At 70.3% G+C, this 15108-nt stretch carries 16 protein-coding genes and 1 tRNA gene; 6 read left to right on the top strand and 11 right to left on the bottom strand.

Translation table 11 applies throughout. The features are described from left to right. Positions 1-5 precede the first annotated feature (5 nt). The 3 genes from TN53_RS01570 to TN53_RS01560 all read left to right on the top strand — a co-directional run bounded on the left by TN53_RS01570 (position 6) and on the right by TN53_RS01560 (position 1389). Complete coding sequence (locus TN53_RS01570; protein ID WP_046256451.1) at positions 6-725, top strand: ABC transporter permease; 720 nt, start codon at positions 6-8, stop codon at positions 723-725. An 80-nt stretch (positions 726-805) separates the two neighbouring features. Next, complete coding sequence (locus tag TN53_RS01565) at positions 806-1039, top strand: hypothetical protein (protein WP_046256450.1); 234 nt, start codon at positions 806-808, stop codon at positions 1037-1039. A 265-nt stretch (positions 1040-1304) separates the two neighbouring features. Further along, positions 1305-1389 (top strand) — tRNA-Ser (locus TN53_RS01560). Between the two features lie 115 nt (positions 1390-1504). Here the strand turns inward: TN53_RS01560 and TN53_RS01555 are convergent. The 9 genes from TN53_RS01555 to TN53_RS01515 form a co-directional block, all read right to left on the bottom strand. Beyond that, positions 1505-2314, bottom strand: a complete 810-nt coding sequence (locus TN53_RS01555) for an HAD family hydrolase (RefSeq protein ID WP_046256449.1) — start codon at positions 2312-2314, stop codon at positions 1505-1507. Further along, a complete protein-coding gene (gene serS / locus TN53_RS01550) occupies positions 2311-3588 on the bottom strand; it encodes a serine--tRNA ligase (protein WP_046256448.1) in 1278 nt (425 codons plus the stop codon). Before serS ends, TN53_RS01555 begins: the two co-directional genes overlap by 4 nt. A gap of 552 nt (positions 3589-4140) precedes the next feature. Continuing rightward, positions 4141-5073, bottom strand: coding sequence for a prephenate dehydratase (gene pheA / locus TN53_RS01545; RefSeq protein ID WP_046256447.1), 933 nt, complete (start codon positions 5071-5073; stop codon positions 4141-4143). Between the two features lie 136 nt (positions 5074-5209). Continuing rightward, entirely contained in the window at positions 5210-6508 is a 1299-nt protein-coding gene (gene efeB / locus TN53_RS01540) for an iron uptake transporter deferrochelatase/peroxidase subunit (RefSeq protein ID WP_046256446.1), read from the bottom strand. 6 nt (positions 6509-6514) lie between these two features. After that, complete coding sequence (locus TN53_RS01535; RefSeq protein WP_046256445.1) at positions 6515-8410, bottom strand: copper resistance CopC/CopD family protein; 1896 nt, start codon at positions 8408-8410, stop codon at positions 6515-6517. Between the two features lie 13 nt (positions 8411-8423). Further along, a complete protein-coding gene (locus TN53_RS01530; protein WP_046256444.1) occupies positions 8424-8879 on the bottom strand; it encodes a copper chaperone PCu(A)C in 456 nt (151 codons plus the stop codon). Continuing rightward, on the bottom strand, positions 8876-9529 hold the full coding sequence (locus TN53_RS01525; protein WP_046256443.1) for an SCO family protein: 654 nt from the start codon (positions 9527-9529) through the stop codon (positions 8876-8878). The genes TN53_RS01530 and TN53_RS01525 overlap by 4 nt, the downstream gene beginning before the upstream one ends. Before the next feature lie 92 nt (positions 9530-9621). Further along, the gene (locus TN53_RS01520) at positions 9622-10365 is read right to left on the bottom strand and encodes a YcnI family protein (RefSeq protein WP_046256442.1); all 744 of its coding nucleotides are present in this window, start codon (positions 10363-10365) and stop codon (positions 9622-9624) included. A 141-nt stretch (positions 10366-10506) separates the two neighbouring features. Further along, positions 10507-11304 carry a hypothetical protein gene (locus tag TN53_RS01515; protein ID WP_046256441.1) on the bottom strand — a complete coding sequence of 266 codons (798 nt, stop codon included), beginning with the start codon at positions 11302-11304 and terminating at the stop codon, positions 10507-10509. 232 nt (positions 11305-11536) lie between these two features. Here TN53_RS01515 and TN53_RS01510 point away from each other — a divergent pair, with 232 nt between their 5' ends. The 3 genes from TN53_RS01510 (at position 11537) to TN53_RS01500 (ending at position 13903) form a co-directional block, all read left to right on the top strand. Continuing rightward, the gene (locus TN53_RS01510) at positions 11537-11986 is read left to right on the top strand and encodes an ATP-binding protein (protein ID WP_046256440.1); all 450 of its coding nucleotides are present in this window, start codon (positions 11537-11539) and stop codon (positions 11984-11986) included. Positions 11987-12109: 123 nt separating this feature from the next. Beyond that, positions 12110-13051, top strand: a complete 942-nt coding sequence (locus tag TN53_RS01505; RefSeq protein WP_046256439.1) for an intradiol ring-cleavage dioxygenase — start codon at positions 12110-12112, stop codon at positions 13049-13051. A gap of 9 nt (positions 13052-13060) precedes the next feature. Beyond that, positions 13061-13903 carry a triphosphoribosyl-dephospho-CoA synthase gene (locus TN53_RS01500; protein ID WP_046256438.1) on the top strand — a complete coding sequence of 281 codons (843 nt, stop codon included), beginning with the start codon at positions 13061-13063 and terminating at the stop codon, positions 13901-13903. On the opposite strand, the gene TN53_RS49440 is transcribed toward TN53_RS01500, so the two are convergent. Next, a complete protein-coding gene (locus TN53_RS49440) occupies positions 13875-14051 on the bottom strand; it encodes a hypothetical protein (protein ID WP_420719074.1) in 177 nt (58 codons plus the stop codon). The genes TN53_RS01500 and TN53_RS49440 overlap by 29 nt on opposite strands. 2 nt (positions 14052-14053) lie before the next feature. Beyond that, the gene (locus TN53_RS01495) at positions 14054-15100 is read right to left on the bottom strand and encodes an MFS transporter (RefSeq protein ID WP_420719073.1); all 1047 of its coding nucleotides are present in this window, start codon (positions 15098-15100) and stop codon (positions 14054-14056) included. Between the last annotated feature and the right edge of the window lie 8 nt (positions 15101-15108).

Raw genomic sequence — 15108 nt, 5'->3', positions numbered from 1 at the left:
CCAAGATGTACGACCCCACAGTCGCCCGACTCACCTACCGGGCCCTGCTCGGCCGGCGCCGGGCCCTCATCCTGGGCGCCCTGCCCGCGCTGCTGATCCTGATCTCCGTGATCGTGCGGGCTCTGGTGGGCGCCGACGACCAGACCACGGCCGACCTCCTGGGCGGCCTCGCGCTGGCCACGATGGTGCCGATCATCGGCGTCATCGCCGGCACGGGCGCGATCGGCCCGGAGATCGACGACGGCTCGGTGGTGTATCTGCTGTCCAAGCCGATCAAACGGCCGACGATCATCTTCACCAAGTTGATCGTCGCGGTCGCCGTGACCATGGTGTTCTCGGCGCTGCCGACCCTGATCTCGGGCTTCATCCTCAACGGCAACGGCCAGCAGATCGCCGTCGCCTACACGGTGGCCGCGCTGGTCTCCTCCATCGCCTACGCCGCGCTGTTCCTGCTGCTCGGCACGGTGTCCCGGCACGCGGTGGTCTTCGGTCTCGTCTACGCCCTTGTCTGGGAGGCCCTGTTCGGCTCCCTGGTCGCCGGGGCGCGCACGCTCAGCGTCCAGCAGTGGTCGCTGGCCGTGGCCCACAAGGTCGCCGGCGGGGACCTGGTCACCTCGGACGTCGGGCTGACGACGGCCACGGTGCTGCTGGTCGCGGTGACCGTGCTCGCCACCTGGTACGCGGGACAGAAGCTGCGGACGCTGACGCTGGCGGGCGAGGAGTAGACGCCGGGCTTATTGACAGGGACTTCACCCCTGGCCGGGCAGAGTGGGCACAAGGGGATGCACTGCGAGGAGGAACGGGGATGGCGGACGCGCACTACGACGGGCGGGCACGATCCGGGGACGACACCTGGGACGGGCTCGTCCTGGACGAGGACTTCATACGCTCGGCGGAGTCCTCCGAGCCGTCCGCCAGGGCCCGTATGCTCGCCGCCCGCTGGCGCGGCGAGAAGCCCGAGCCGCAGCCGTGGCGTTCCGACGAGCCGCCCGCGGGCTGGTTCTTCAGCAAGGCACGCCGCAAGTGGTGGCGGCGGTAGGCGAACACCCGGCCGGTTTTAATCAGTGGCGTCCAACTCGGCGTACAGGCACGATGGTTGTGTCCACGCCGGACAGTGACTCCGGCGCCACGTTCTGGGAGAGGAGTTGGGCGATGTCCATGCACGACAGTACGTCCAGCTCCCGTCAGGGCAGTCCGCGGCGGGTTGCGGTGTAGTTACGCCACCGTCGAACCCGCTCGCACGGGAGCTGCCCGGGGCGGCCGCTTCGAGCACGCGATGTCGCTCTCGCGTGGGTCGCCCACCCGGAGGATTGGCCGAGTGGAAAGGCACCGGCTTGCTAAGCCGCGGTCGGGGGAAACCCCGCGCACGTTCGATTCGTGCATCCTCCGCAAGACGCGCTCGCTGGGACCGAGCGGGACGTGAAACCAGGGACGAGTGGACCCACCTGAGGGGCGCGGGGAACTGCGCGACCAGCCGCAACGCGCCCGCGGCTCCCCGACGGCCTCAACCCAGCAGACGCTCCACGACCACAGCGATACCGTCCTCGTCGTTCGAGGACGTCACCTCGTCGGCCACAGCCTTGAGCTCCTCATGCGCATTGGCCATGGCCACACCCCGAGCGGCCCACCCGAACATCGGCACGTCATTCGGCATATCGCCGAAGGCAATCGTGTCCGCGGCCTTCAGCCCAAGCCGTCGCGCCGCCAGCGACAACCCCGTCGCCTTCGACAACCCCAACGGCAGCAGCTCGACAATCCCCGCACCGGCCATCGCGACGGTCACGAACCCACCCGCCGCCCGCCGGGAGGCCTCCGCCAGCTCGTCGTCCGACAGCTCCGGATGCTGTATGTAGATCTTGTTCAGCGGCGCGGACCACAGATCGGCCGCATCCGTGAACGGCGTCGCAGGCAGGTCCCCGGTGAGCGCATACCCCTGCCCCACCAGCACCGCACCGTCGAGACCGTCCCGGCTCGCCGCGAGGTACAGCGGCCCGACCTCCGCCTCGATCTTGGCCAGCGCAACCCCCGCCAGCTGCCGGTCGAGCGTCACCGACGTCAGCAGCCGGTGCTCCCCGGCGTGGTACACCTGCCCGCCCTGCCCGCAGACCGCGAGCCCCTCGTAGCCGAGGTCGTCGAGGATGTGCCGCGTCCACGGCACGGCGCGGCCGGTGACGACGATGTGCGCCGCACCGGCCTCGGTCGCCGCCGCGAGAGCGGCACGCGTGCGCTGCGAGACCGAATCGTCGGAGCGCAGGAGCGTCCCGTCGAGGTCGGTCGCGATCAGCTTGAACGGAAACTCAGCGGCCGTACTCACTTGGCAACGGGCTCCAGCACCTCACGCCCGCCCAGGTACGGACGCAGCACGGGCGGCACGTACACGGAGCCGTCGGCTTGCTGGTGGTTCTCCAGGAGCGCCACGATCGTGCGCGGTACGGCGCACAGCGTGCCGTTGAGCGTCGCGAGCGGCTGCACCTTCTTGCCGTCGCGCTGGCGCACCGACAGACGGCGGGCCTGGAAGCTGTCGCAGTTGGAGGCCGAGGTCAGCTCGCGGTACTTGCCCTGGGTCGGGATCCACGCCTCGCAGTCGAACTTGCGGGACGCCGACGCACCGAGGTCGCCCGAGGCCACGTCGATGACCTGGAAGGGCAGCTCCAGGCCGGTCAGCCACTGCTTCTCCCAGTCCAGGAGCCGCTGGTGCTCGTTCTCTGCGTCCTCGGGGGCGACGTACGAGAACATCTCGACCTTGTCGAACTGGTGCACGCGGAAGATGCCACGCGTGTCCTTGCCGTAGGTGCCGGCCTCGCGGCGGAAGCACGGCGAGAAGCCGGCGTAGCGCAGCGGCAGCTTGTCGGCGTCGAGGATCTCGTCCATGTGGTACGCGGCGAGCGGGACCTCGGAGGTGCCGACCAGGTAGTAGTCGTCCTTCTCCAGGTGGTACACGTTCTCCGCGGCCTGGCCGAGGAAGCCGGTGCCCTCCATGGCGCGCGGGCGGACCAGTGCGGGGGTGAGCATCGGGATGAAGCCGGCCTCGGTGGCCTGGGCGATCGCCGCGTTGACGAGGGCGAGCTCCAGGAGCGCGCCGACACCCGTCAGGTAGTAGAAGCGCGAGCCGGACACCTTGGCGCCGCGCTCGACGTCGATGGCGCCCAGCGACTCGCCGAGCTCCAGGTGGTCCTTGGGCTCGAAGCCCTCGGCGCCGAAGTCCCGGATGGTGCCGTGCGTCTCGAGGACGACGAAGTCCTCCTCACCGCCGACGGGGACGTCGGGGTGGACGAGGTTGCCGAGCTGGAGGGCCAGGCGCTTGGTCTCCTCGTCGGCCTCGTGCTGCTCGGCGTCGGCCGCCTTGACGTCGGCGGCCAGCTGGCCCGCCTTCTTCAGGAGCTCGGCCTTCTCGTCGCCGGAGGCCTTGGGGATGAGCTTGCCGAGGTTCTTCTGCTCGGAACGCAGCTCGTCGAAGCGGACGCCGGACGACCTGCGCCGCTCGTCGGCAGACAGGAGGGCGTCGACGAGCGCGACGTCCTCTCCACGGGCGCGCTGGGACGCGCGCACTCGGTCGGGGTCCTCACGGAGCAGGCGAAGGTCAATCACGCGGCCAAGGCTACCGGTGCCTGGTGAGAGCCCACGACTCGCTATTCCGAACTGCGCCTTACGTACCGCTATGGGGGAATTGCGTACCGTGTCAATAAAAGGCGTCTCACTCCCTGGAACGAGGCAAGCGAGAGGCGGCTGGTTGACTCGATTCCCTTGCGGGGGAAGGGACTTGGGGGCTGCTCTGTCCACAGGAATCCACACCCCCGAAAAGTTATCCACAGGGTGTGCGAAAGATCTGTGGACTTCGGAAGTGATCATTCCGAATCGGTCTCGGCGGGTTGAGAATTCCCGATCCAAACGCTGTTCAGGCCCACTTTCGGGTGGAAATGGGTCGCTCCAAAGGATTGATCGATGGAAACGGGTGGACGAGGGGTGACCTGTGGAGCTGTGGACGAAGTTGGGGGCTGTAGGGCGATTTGTCGACTGGGTGGCGCTTCCGTGTCGACTTGTCCCCAGGTCGAGACGGCAGCCTGTGGATAACTCCTGTGGATAACGAAAATATGCAGGTAGGAACAACCGGAAACCCTGCGTACTCCTGCTGGACGCTTGCTAGAAACGCCCGTCCTGGCAGCGAGCAACCCAGTCCGCCGCCGCCACGAACTCCTCGTCCGACGTCCCGCGCAGCGGCGGCTGTACGTCGGCCGTGCTCATGTCCGCACGGGGATACGAGCCCAGATACCGCACATCGAGGCAGATCCGCTTGAGTCCCATCAGGGCCTCGGACACCCGGCGGTCGGAGATGTGCCCCTCGGCGTCGATGCAGAAGCAGTAGTTGCCGATTCCGGCACCGGTGGGCCGGGACTGCAGCACCGTCAGGTTGATGCCACGGGTGGCGAATTCGCCCAGCAGATCGCGCAGACCGCCGGGGTGGTCGTCGCGCTGCCACAGCACGACGGACGTCTTGTCGGCACCGGTCGGCGCGGCGGGCCGGGCGGGCCTGCCGACCAGCACGAACCGGGTCTGGGCGTTCTCCGCGTCGTGGATGCCGGTCTCCAGCGCCTCCAGGCCGTACCGGGCAGCCGCGAACTCGCCCGCGAAGGCGGCGTCGTACTGGCCCTCCTGGACCAGGCGCGCGGCGTCCGCGTTGGAGGCGGCGGACTCCCAGAGGGCGTCAGGGAGGTTCTTCTTCAGCCAGTTGCGGACCTGCGGCTGGGCGGCCGGGTGTGCGGAGACCGTCTTGATCTCCGACAGCTCGGTGCCGGGCCTGACCAGCAGCGCGAAGGTGATCGACAGCAGCACCTCGCGGTAGATCATCAGCGGGGCGCCCGCGACCAGTTCGTCGAGGGTGGTGGTGATGCCGCCCTCGACGGAGTTCTCGATCGGCACGAACGCGGCCTCGGCCTCGCCCGCGCGCACCGCGTCCAGCGCGGACTGCACGGACACATACGGGATCAGCTCCCGCGTGGCCGTCTCCGGAAGCGTGCGCAGGGCGACTTCGGTGAAAGTGCCTTCGGGACCGAGATACGCATAGCTCGCTGGCATGACCTCACCCTAATGGCCCTTGCGCAGCCTGGCGCACACGTCTCACGACAGCCCCTCCGCTGAGTGAACCGGCGTGACCGGAAGCCGCTCCGGGCGTTCGCGTGACCCTCCCCGGACCGCACGACGCCCCGCCCGCTCACCCCTCCAGCAACCTCTGCCCCACGTACTCCCCCTCCGCCGCCCCGCCCGGCACCGCGAACAGCCCGCTCGACTCGTGCCGGATGAACTTCGACAGGGCGTCACCGCGATCGAGCTTGCGCTGCACGGTGACGAAGCCGCGCAGCGGGTCGGCCTGCCAGCACACGAAGAGCAGCCCCGCGTCCGGCGCCCCGTCCGTGCCGATGCCGTCGTGGTACGAGAACGGGCGCCGCAGCATCGCCGCCCCGCCGTTCTGGTCGGGCCGGGTGATGCGCGCGTGGGCGTTGATCGGGACGACCAGATCGCCCTTGGCGTCCGTCTTCTCCAGGTCCATCTCGGTCGTCTCGGAGCCCCCGGACAGCGCCGCCCCGGTCGCCTTGCGGCGCCCGATGATGTTCTCCTGCTCGGTGACCGAGAGGTTCTCCCAGTCGTCGAGGAGCATGCGGATACGGCGTACGACGGCATAGGAGCCGTTCGCCATCCACGACGGGTCGTTCGAACCGGACGACGGCACGAAGATCCGCCGGTCGAAATCGGACTCGCCCGGCTTCGGATTGCGGGTGCCGTCGATCTGGCCCATGAGGTTCCGGGCGGTCATGGGGTGGGCGGTGGCGCCCGGCGACCGGTTGAACCCGTTCATCTGCCACCGGACGCGGGCCGCGCTCCCCGCGTCCTTCTGGATCGCGCGCAGGGCATGGAAGGCGACCAAGGCGTCATTGGCGCCGATCTGCACCCACAGGTCGCCGTTGCTGCGCGTCTTGTCGAGCTGATCGGAGGAGAAGTCGGGCAACGGGTCCAGCGCGACCGGGCGCTGCTTCTCGAGGCCGGTCCTGGCGAAGAAGCCGTGCCCGAACCCGAAGGTGATGGTGAGCGCCGACGGACCGGCGTCCCGCGCGACATCCGTGTCGTCCGAGGCCGTCCCTTCGCCCGCCATCAGCCGTCGGGCCGTCTGCGACCAGCGGCGCAGCAACGCGGCCGCGCCCTTGCGGCCGGCGCCCGCCGTCAGGTCGAAGGCGACGAGGTGGCCGCGGGCCTGGAGGCCCTGGAGGATGCCGGGCTGATGTTTCCCGTGAAACATCGCCTCGTCGGCGCCGACCGAGGTGAGCGGCGTGGCCTCGGAGGGCCGGGCGGCATACCCGACGGTCCCGCCGGCCGCGCCGAGCACGAGCCCGGTGGCGCCGGCGGTCCCGAGCAGTCGGCGCCGCGAAACGCCCTCCTTGATGACGGCGCTTTCAAAGGCACTGTCATTAAGTGCTTCGTCGGGAGTAAGGGCCTCCGGAATGGACTGGTCAGCCATGGTGGTTCAGCCGATCTGCGCGTTCTTTGAGACGGTGGTCTGGTCGATGTCGGAGGTCCGCACGGTCACCGCGATCTTCCAGTCGCCCGCCATGGGGAGCTGGATGCCGTTGGCCGACCAGTGGCCGGTGGTGATGTGGTCGGGGACGACGGGAAGCGGTCCGATGCCCTTGGACTCGAGGGTGAAGGAGACCTTCACCTCGGGTACGTCGAAGCCGCTCCCATTGGGCCGCTCCACGTAGACGTGCATCTCGTTGGCGCCCACGCGCGCGGGGTCGAGATCGATCCGCGCGAGGCCCTTGCCGTCCTCGCCGCCTGTGTCGAACGGCATGTCGAGCGTCAGCGCGCCCGAGGACGAGGTGGAGGAGGAAGAGGACGACGACGTGGCTGCCTTGGCCTCCTCCTCGGTCCGGCCGGGCTCGGTCTGGGTCAGCACGGTGGTGATGGCGAGCAGGACGACGGCGACGCTCGCCTCGGCGAGCACCGAGCGGCGCAGCCCGAACCGATCCGGGTCGGCGTCCCGCTGCCGCCGCTGCCGCGCCGCGTCGACGGCGGCCTGCTGCCGGGCGAGCTGGGCGGCCCGCTTGGAGCCACCGCCCTTGGCATTGGCACTGACGTGCTCCTTCTCCCGCTCCGGAGCCTCCTCCTGTTGCGGAACCTCCACCGAGGGCGCCACCGCGCTGTCCCCCAGCCGCGCGGTCCACCGCCGGGAGATCCACGCGATGCCCACCAGCAGCGTCACGAGGCCGATCTTGACGAGGAGCAGCTGTCCGTACGTCGTGTCGGTGAAGGCCGACCAGGAGCCGAGCTGGCGCCACGACTGGTAGATGCCGGTGGCGACGAGGGTCAGAACGCTGCTGAAGGCGAGGCGGGAGAAGCGGCGGACGGCGGAGCGCTCGATCGGGGTGTCCGCCCGGTACAGCGTCACCAGGAGCGCGGTCAGTCCGCCCAGCCAGGCCGCGACCGCCAGCAGATGCACCACGTCCACGGGCATCGCGATACCGGTCTGGAGCCCGGTCGAGGCGTGCTCGGCCATCGCCCAGCTCGCCGCGAGCCCGGCGGCCACGACGGTGCCGCCGATGGAGAGCCCGAAGGTGAGGTCCCGCTTCTCCTGGTCCTCGCGTTTGTCATACGCCCCGAAGAGCACGGCGATGAACAGCGCGGCCGCGGCGAGCAGCAGCAGCCGGGAGACCATCGACGCGCCGGTCTTGGTCTGCAGGACCTGTCCGAGCAGGCTCAGGTCGAACACGTCGCCGAGCTTGCCGCTGCTGGTGTACGAGCCGCGCAGGAGCAGCAGCAGGAGGGTGGCCGAGGTGAGCGCGAGCCACCCGGAGACGACGAGCCGCTGCAGGGCCCGTACGCCGGAGCCGCGCTGCCAGCAGGCCAGCACGAAGGCGGCGCCGCCGACCATGACGATGAACCCGGCGTAGGAGACGTAGCGCCCGAAGCCGTAGAGCCAGCCGACGACTCCGCCGCCGGCAGTCGGGGCGGACGCCGAGACGGTGGTCTTCGAGGGGGCGCCGACGGAGAAGGTGTAGGCCCCGGCGACGGGATGGCTGTCCTCGGAGACGACCTGGTAGGTGACGGTGTAGGTGCCGTCGGGCAGTCCGCTGTGCAGTTGGACGGCGTAGGTCGTGCCGCTGACCTCGGACGGCTTGCCGGTGTCGACGCGCTTGCCCTTGGGGTCGAGGACCCGCAGGGAGTCGTCGGACATCGCGACCTTCTCGGAGAAGGTGAGCGAGACCTGGGTCGGGGCCTTGTCGACCACCACCCCCTGCTGGGGGTCGCTGCCGGTCAGCGCGGCGTGCGCGGAGGCCGGTCCGGCACCGGCGAGAAGCAGTCCGGTGGCCGCGAGAAGCAGCAGCACCAGGATCCGGACGCGGGGGGCGATGGTCTGCGTCAAGGTGGTCCCTCCCTCAGTGCCCGGTCTTGGGGCTGTACGTCGCGGACTTCACCGGCATCTCGACGGTGACCGGGCCGGACTTCGCGAAGTGCAGTTCCACGGAGACCGTCTCGCCCTGCTTCGGCTTCCGCTTCAGGTTCTCGAACATCAGATGGCTGCCGCCGCTTTTGAACACGAGTTGACCGTGTGCGGGCACGTCGAGGCTCTTGACCTCCGTCATGGAGGAGTCGACGGTCTCGTGCACGGTGACCTGGCCGACATCGCTGGTGACCGAGGTCAGGTCGTCCTTCGCGCCGCCCTGGTTGGTGACCGTGAGGAAGCCCGCCGCCATGGAGTCGGAGACCGGCTGGGGCATGTAGGCGGCGCTGACGGACAGTTCGGCCTGTCCGTCGTCGGTGCCGGAGTCCGAGCATCCGGTCAGCACCAGGGCGCCGACCGCGGCAGCCGCGAAGAGCGGGAACCGGCTCACGGGTTCTCTCCCTTGATGAGCTTGGGGAGGTCCTTGGTGTAGTCGTCGACGGTGGCGTCCTCGCCGTAGAGGACGTACCCGCCGTCGGTCTTCGGCGAGAACGCGACGACCTGCGTGCCGTGCGTCGAGACGATCTTGCCGTTCTTGTCCTTGTGCGGCGGCTCGATGGAGATGCCGAGGGTACGGGCGCCGGCCTGGATGGTGTCGAAGTCGCCGGTGAGGCCGACGACCTGGGAGTCGATGCCCTTGAGCCACTTGCCCAGCGCCTTCGGGGTGTCCCGGTCGGGGTCGGTGGTGACGAACACGATCCGCAGCTCGTCCTGTTGCGCCTTGGTCAGCTGCTTCTTGGCGACGGCGACGTTGTTCATCGTCAGCGGGCAGACGTCGGGGCAGTGGGTGTAGCCGAAGTAGATCAGCGTCGGCCGGCCCTTGGTCTGCTCGCGGAAGTCGTACTTCTCGCCGTTGGTGTCGGTGAGGACGAGGTCCGGCTTCTCGAACGGCTTGTCGAGGACGGTGGCGGCCTTGTCGGAACCCGCCTCCTCGGAGACCACCGACACGGGCGAGTCGCTGTCGTCACCGCTGCCGCAGGCGGTCAGTGTCAGGGATGCGGCGGCGAGCAGGGCGGCCGCGGCGAACATCTTCTTGCGCATATCAAAATGTCCCAGATGTGAAGGGGGCGGGGTGCACCGGGATCGTGCGGACAGGTCGTACGACCCCGGTGCACCGCGCGGAAGGGTGGACCTCAGGCGTCGGTGGTGCGCCGACGGCCGGCGAGCACGCCGTACGCGACCCCGACCACGCCGACGGCGATGCCGACCACGCCGAGCACGCGCGCGGTGGTGTCACTGCTGTCGACGGGGGCGGCCGTCTCGGCGGCGGCCTTCTCGGTGTCGTCCGCCGTGTCGTCGGAGGCCTCTTCGGTCGCCGAGGCGCCGTGGTGGCCGTCCTCGGAGGCGGCCGAGAGCGCCAGCACCGGGGCCGGGTTCTCGGGCTCCTCCTGGCCCTCCTGCTCGACCTCGATCCAGCGGACGACCTCCTTGTTGGAGTACGTCTGGATCGCCTTGAAGACGAGTTCGTCGGCGTCCTCGGGCAGCGTGCCCACGGAGACCGGGAACTTCTCGAAGAAGCCCGGCTGGATCCCCTTGCCGTCGGCGGTCCAGGTGATCTTGGAGACGGCTTCGGAGATCTTCTTGCCGTGCAGCTCGATGGGCTTGGCCAGCTTGGACTTGGTGACCTTGATGTCCCAGCCGTTCACCGGCTCGGGCATGGCGGAGGCCAGCGGGTGCTCGGTCGGGAAGGTGACCTCGAGCTTGGTCGTCGAGGCGTTGTCGCGCTCGTTGGGCACCTTGAAGTCGATGACCGCGTAACCGCCCTTGGCGGCGGTGCCCTCGGGCTGCACGCTGACGTGCGCGAACGCGGGGGAGGACAGGACGACGACGGCAGAGGCGGCGATGGCGCCGACGGCGGCGAGACGAGAAACCTTCATGAAAGAGAGCACTCCACTTCGCGTGTGATTCCGGAGTTGAAGAGGGATACGCGCGCGCAGAGGTGCCCGATCACTCGGAACACGGACACGCGCGTGTGGCCGCACGACGGCGGCCCCCAACCCAGGGGTGTTCGCGTCGTGTCAGGCGGCGAGGACGAGACCGTCGGCGGTGGGCGGACCACGCCTGATCACCGCGTGCCGGAGTGCGGTCGTACGAGGCGCAGGAGGCGCGAGCAGATCGGTGCGCGGCAGCCGCGGACCGGCCTCCGGCGCACCCGGCAGCCCGGCCCGCAGGGCGCGCACCAGAGCGAGCGCCCCGCGCAGGGACCGTACGAGCGCCCCCTGAGCGACCCCGTGCGCCGACAGTTGGGTCAGCCGCAGCAGGGCCAGGTCGCCGTGGCGCAGCAGCCAGCCGGCGGCGAGGGCCGCGAGGACGTGGCCGAGCAGCATCGGCAGGGACGGCATCAGCGAGGTGGGGGCGCTGGTGGTGGTGGACATGGTGTCCATCGAGCCGTGCGCGTGCGTGCCCTGGTAGAGGCGCGCCTCGGTGAGGATCCGGACCGCCTGGGTGGGGCTGATCGCCGCCGCGGTGGTCCCGCAGACCAGCCGCGCGGCCTGCTGCACCAAAGTGGCGTCCGACGACATCGAGGACATCGGCTGGGCCGCCGTACCGTGCTGTCCCAGCCCGAACAGCGCGTGCAGCACGGTCTGTCCGAGCGCCAGCAGGGCCGCGATCCCGGCCAGCGAACGCACCCGCCCGGCGAGTGGTGCCGCGACCGCGAGGACCCCGAGGAATCCCGCGCCCAGCGTCCACAGCGGAACGGCGGCGCAGGCGGCCATGGTGTGCCCGGCGGCGGCCAGCACGACGCAGACCGCGGCGAACACCGCGGCCCGCGGGACCCGGAGACCGTCTCCGGTGCGCTGGTGGGGGGCAGACATGGCGGGCTCATCATCGCACTGGCCTTACGGCGGCCATACGGCAGGTCCACAAGATGACGTACGAGTGGTACGACCGGAAGATCACCCTCCGATACGAACCGCCCTCACATACCCCATGCACCGCCCGGTACGCATCGCCCATATGGGCGGCGTCACGTCAACTGTGTGCTTACACCTGGCCACTGGCGGCAATAGGTAACGGTATGTCGAGCCGCGGCCGGGAGGCTGGAGCATGAGCATCTGGTGGTCACTCCATCTGCGCCGCGAAGCCGCGAGCGTTCCGCTCGCTCGACGGCTGCTGCTCGGCACGATGGAGACCGCGGGCGTGGATCCCGATGTCTCCTACGACCTCTCCGTGGCCCTCAGTGAGGCCTGCGCGAACGCCGTCGAGCACGGCGGGGACACCGGGCAGGGCGGTACCTCGGAGGCGTACCGGGTCACCGCCTATCTGGACGGCGAGAAGTGTCGTATCGAGGTCGCGGACTCGGGCCCGGGCTTCGGCCGCCCCGCCCCGGTGGTCCGGCGTGCCCCCAGCGAGGCCGAGCACGGTCGCGGGTTGTGTCTGATCAAGGAGCTCGCCGACCACGTCCACATCGGCAACAAGCCGGGCCGGGGCGGTGCGGTGGTCAGCTTCGACAAGATCCTCAAGTGGAAGAAGGACGCTCCGCTCATGGCGGTGTAGCGCCCGCCGTTCCGAGGACTTCTTCACCCGCGAAGGCGCGGAATTTCACCTTCCGCAGCATTCACAGGCGACTCTCAGCGTCCCCCCATTTCCCTGACGGGCGCCGTCCATAACTTCCTGGCCATGACGGGAAACCACAAGGACAAGACGATCACCAGGCGCCGCGCCATCGTCGTGACGGGCGGCACGGTCGCCGCGGGCGGCCTCGCCGTCGCCGGTTACCAGTCGGCCTTCGCCGACGCCACCACCCCCACCGACGCGACGGCCTCGGCGTCCTCCATCAGCACCGGCAGCGAGTGCATGACGCTCATGACGAGCGTCACCGAGGGTCCCTACTATCTCGACGGCGCCCTGGTCAGAAAAGACATCACCGAGGGCAAGAGCGGCGTCCCGCTGACCCTGCGCCTGACCGTCGTCGACGCCACCGACGGGTGCACCCCGGTTCCCGGCGCGGCCGTGGAGATCTGGCACTGCGACGCCTGGGGCTACTACTCGGGCTACACCACCGCCGACCCCGGCGGCTCGGCCCCCGCCGAGAGCGAGGACGGCTCGACCGCCAACGACGCCACCTACCTGCGCGGTTACCAGATCGCCAACGGCAACGGGGTCGTCAAGTTCGAGACGATCTTCCCCGGTTGGTACACCCCGCGTACCTGCCACATCCACGTCAAGGTCCACACCGGCGGTGAGAAGGAGGACGGCACCTACGAGGGCGGCAAGATCAACTACACCGGCCAGTTCTTCTTCGACGACACCGTCGCCGAGGAGATCTTCACGCTGGAGCCCTACTCCCGGCACTCCGGCAGCTACACCACCCTCGACAACGACATGGTGTACGACGACGGCGGCGCCTCCAGCGGCCTGCTCACCCTCAAGGCCGTCCACAAGAAGGACCCCTCCAAGGGTTACAAGGGCTTTCTGACCCTTGGCATCGACCCCGACGCCGAGAGCACCGGCGCGGGCAGCGGCGGTGGCGGCACCCCGCCGAGCGACGCACCGACGGGCACCCCGCCGAGTGACGCCCCGACCGACAGTGCCTCCCCGTCGGCCTCGGCCTCCTCGTAAGGTACGGCCATGAGCAGCCGCGAGGACGAAGCTCTGGCGCAGGCCGCCGTGACCGCACTGACCGGGCAGCTGGCCCTGGCTCCCAAGCCGGGCCTGCCCGACCCGCGTGACCTCGACGCCCGCGTCACCCGCCGGGACCACTGCTCCCTGCGCTGGTCGGCCAAGGCACTCGTGCCCGGCCTCGCGGCGATGGCCGCCGCCGCCCGCCGCACCGGCGAACCCACGCCCGGACTCCGTACGGAACTCGGCGCGATCGGCCGCTGCACCGAGCACTCGGTGGGCCTCGCGGGAGGCGGCCACCGCGGCGCCACATGGGCCCTCGGCCTGCTGGTCGCCGCGGCCGCCCTGAACCCCCGAGCCGTGGCCACGGAGATCGCCGCGACCGCCAAGGGCATCGCCCGGCACACCGACAAGCGCGCCCCGCGCAAGCCCTCACACGGTTCGTCGGTGTCGGCGAAGTACGGCGCCGCCGGGGCGCGGGGCGAGGCTCGGGCCGGATTCCCGCACGTACGGCGGGCGTTGGACGCCCTGGCCGCCGCGCGCGCGGCCGGCGCCACCGAGGGCGAGGCCCGGCTCGACGCCCTGCTCACCGTGATGTCCACCCTCCAGGACACCGAACTCCTGTACGCCGCGGGCCCGCTCGGCCTGCGCCACGTCCAGGCGGGCGCCCGCGGCGTCCTGGAGGCCGGCGGCACCTCCACCGAGACCGGTGCCGCGGCCCTGGTCGCTTTCGACGAGGACCTCCACACGCGCGCGTGGAGCCCCCGTGGCAGCGCGGGGCTGCTCGCGGGGGCCCTGTTCCTGGACTCGCTCCCGGCGACGGTCAGTTCACGAGCACGGGTCGCCGCCTGACCTCCGGCTGGGAGGCGGCGACCCGGCGCGTCGCCGGTCCCATGGCGTACGACGCCATCAGCGTCGCCCCTCCCAGCAGCAGCCAGCCCGTCGTTCCCCAGCCGATCAGCAGCGTGGTCACCACGAGCGGACCCAGCGTCCGCGCCACGGTCACCCCCGTTCCGAAGAACCCCTGGTACTCACCCACCCGGTCGGCCGGGGCCAGATCGAAGGACAGCTGCCATGAGCCGGCCGACTGTCCCATCTCCGCGAGGACCTGGAGGATCGCTCCGGCCACCAGCACCCCGGCGGCGACCCACGGCGACGCACCGGCCGACAGCGCGAACACCGCGCACGCCGCGAGCATGACCCACCCCGACCGCCGCACCGCGCGCGTGGCCGACCCGATCCCGTGACACCGCGCGCCATCCGCACCTGGAAGACCATCACGGCCCCGGTGTTGAGCACGAACAGCGCGGACACCAGCCACGTCGGCGCCTGCGTCCGCTCGGAGATCCACAGCGGAAGCCCGAGGCTGAGCAGCGGCATCCGCAGCAGCAGGACGGTGTTGAGGGCCGTGACGGCGACATAGCGGCGATCCCGTACGACACCGAGGCCGTGACGTTTCCGCACAGGTACCGGCGCCACCGACGCCAGCCGCCCCAGCACCCCCGCACACGCCACGAAGGTCACCGCGTCCATCGCGAACACCGCGAGATACGCCTCCCGCGTCCCGGCCTGGATCGCCAGCCCGCCCAGCCCCGCCCCCACCGCAAGCCCGGCGTTGAACGCCGACTGGAGATACGCCAGCGCCCCGGTCCGTTCCCCGGCGGGCACCAGCCCCGCCAGCAGCGTCTGCCGGGCCGCGGCCAGCCCCGACTGCGAGGCGGCGTACGCGCACGCGATCGCGACGAACGGCAGGAACCCCCGGACGAACAGGAACGACGCCACCGCGAGCCCCGCCGCCGACGCCAGCAGCACCGCCGTACCGCGCGCCCCGCGCCGGTCCGCGAGCCGCCCCAGCGGCACGCCCGCCACGGACCCGACCGCCCACCCCGCGGTCAGCCCGAGCCCCACGCGCGCGGGAGAGAGCCCGACGACGTGGGTGAAGTAGAAAGCGGAGGTCACGAGGTAGGCGCCGTCACCGACGGCATTGGTCAACTGAGCCAGGGCCAGGACGCGTTGCGGCCCCGCGGGCGGGACGAGGGAGTTCGTCATGTCGACGA

Origin of the sequence: Streptomyces sp. WM6386 (genome assembly GCF_000972385.1) — a bacterium.
Taxonomy (GTDB): Bacteria; Actinomycetota; Actinomycetes; order Streptomycetales; family Streptomycetaceae; genus Streptomyces.
Note: the sequence above shows the minus strand (reverse complement) of the source record. Positions and strands in the feature narration are given on the sequence as shown.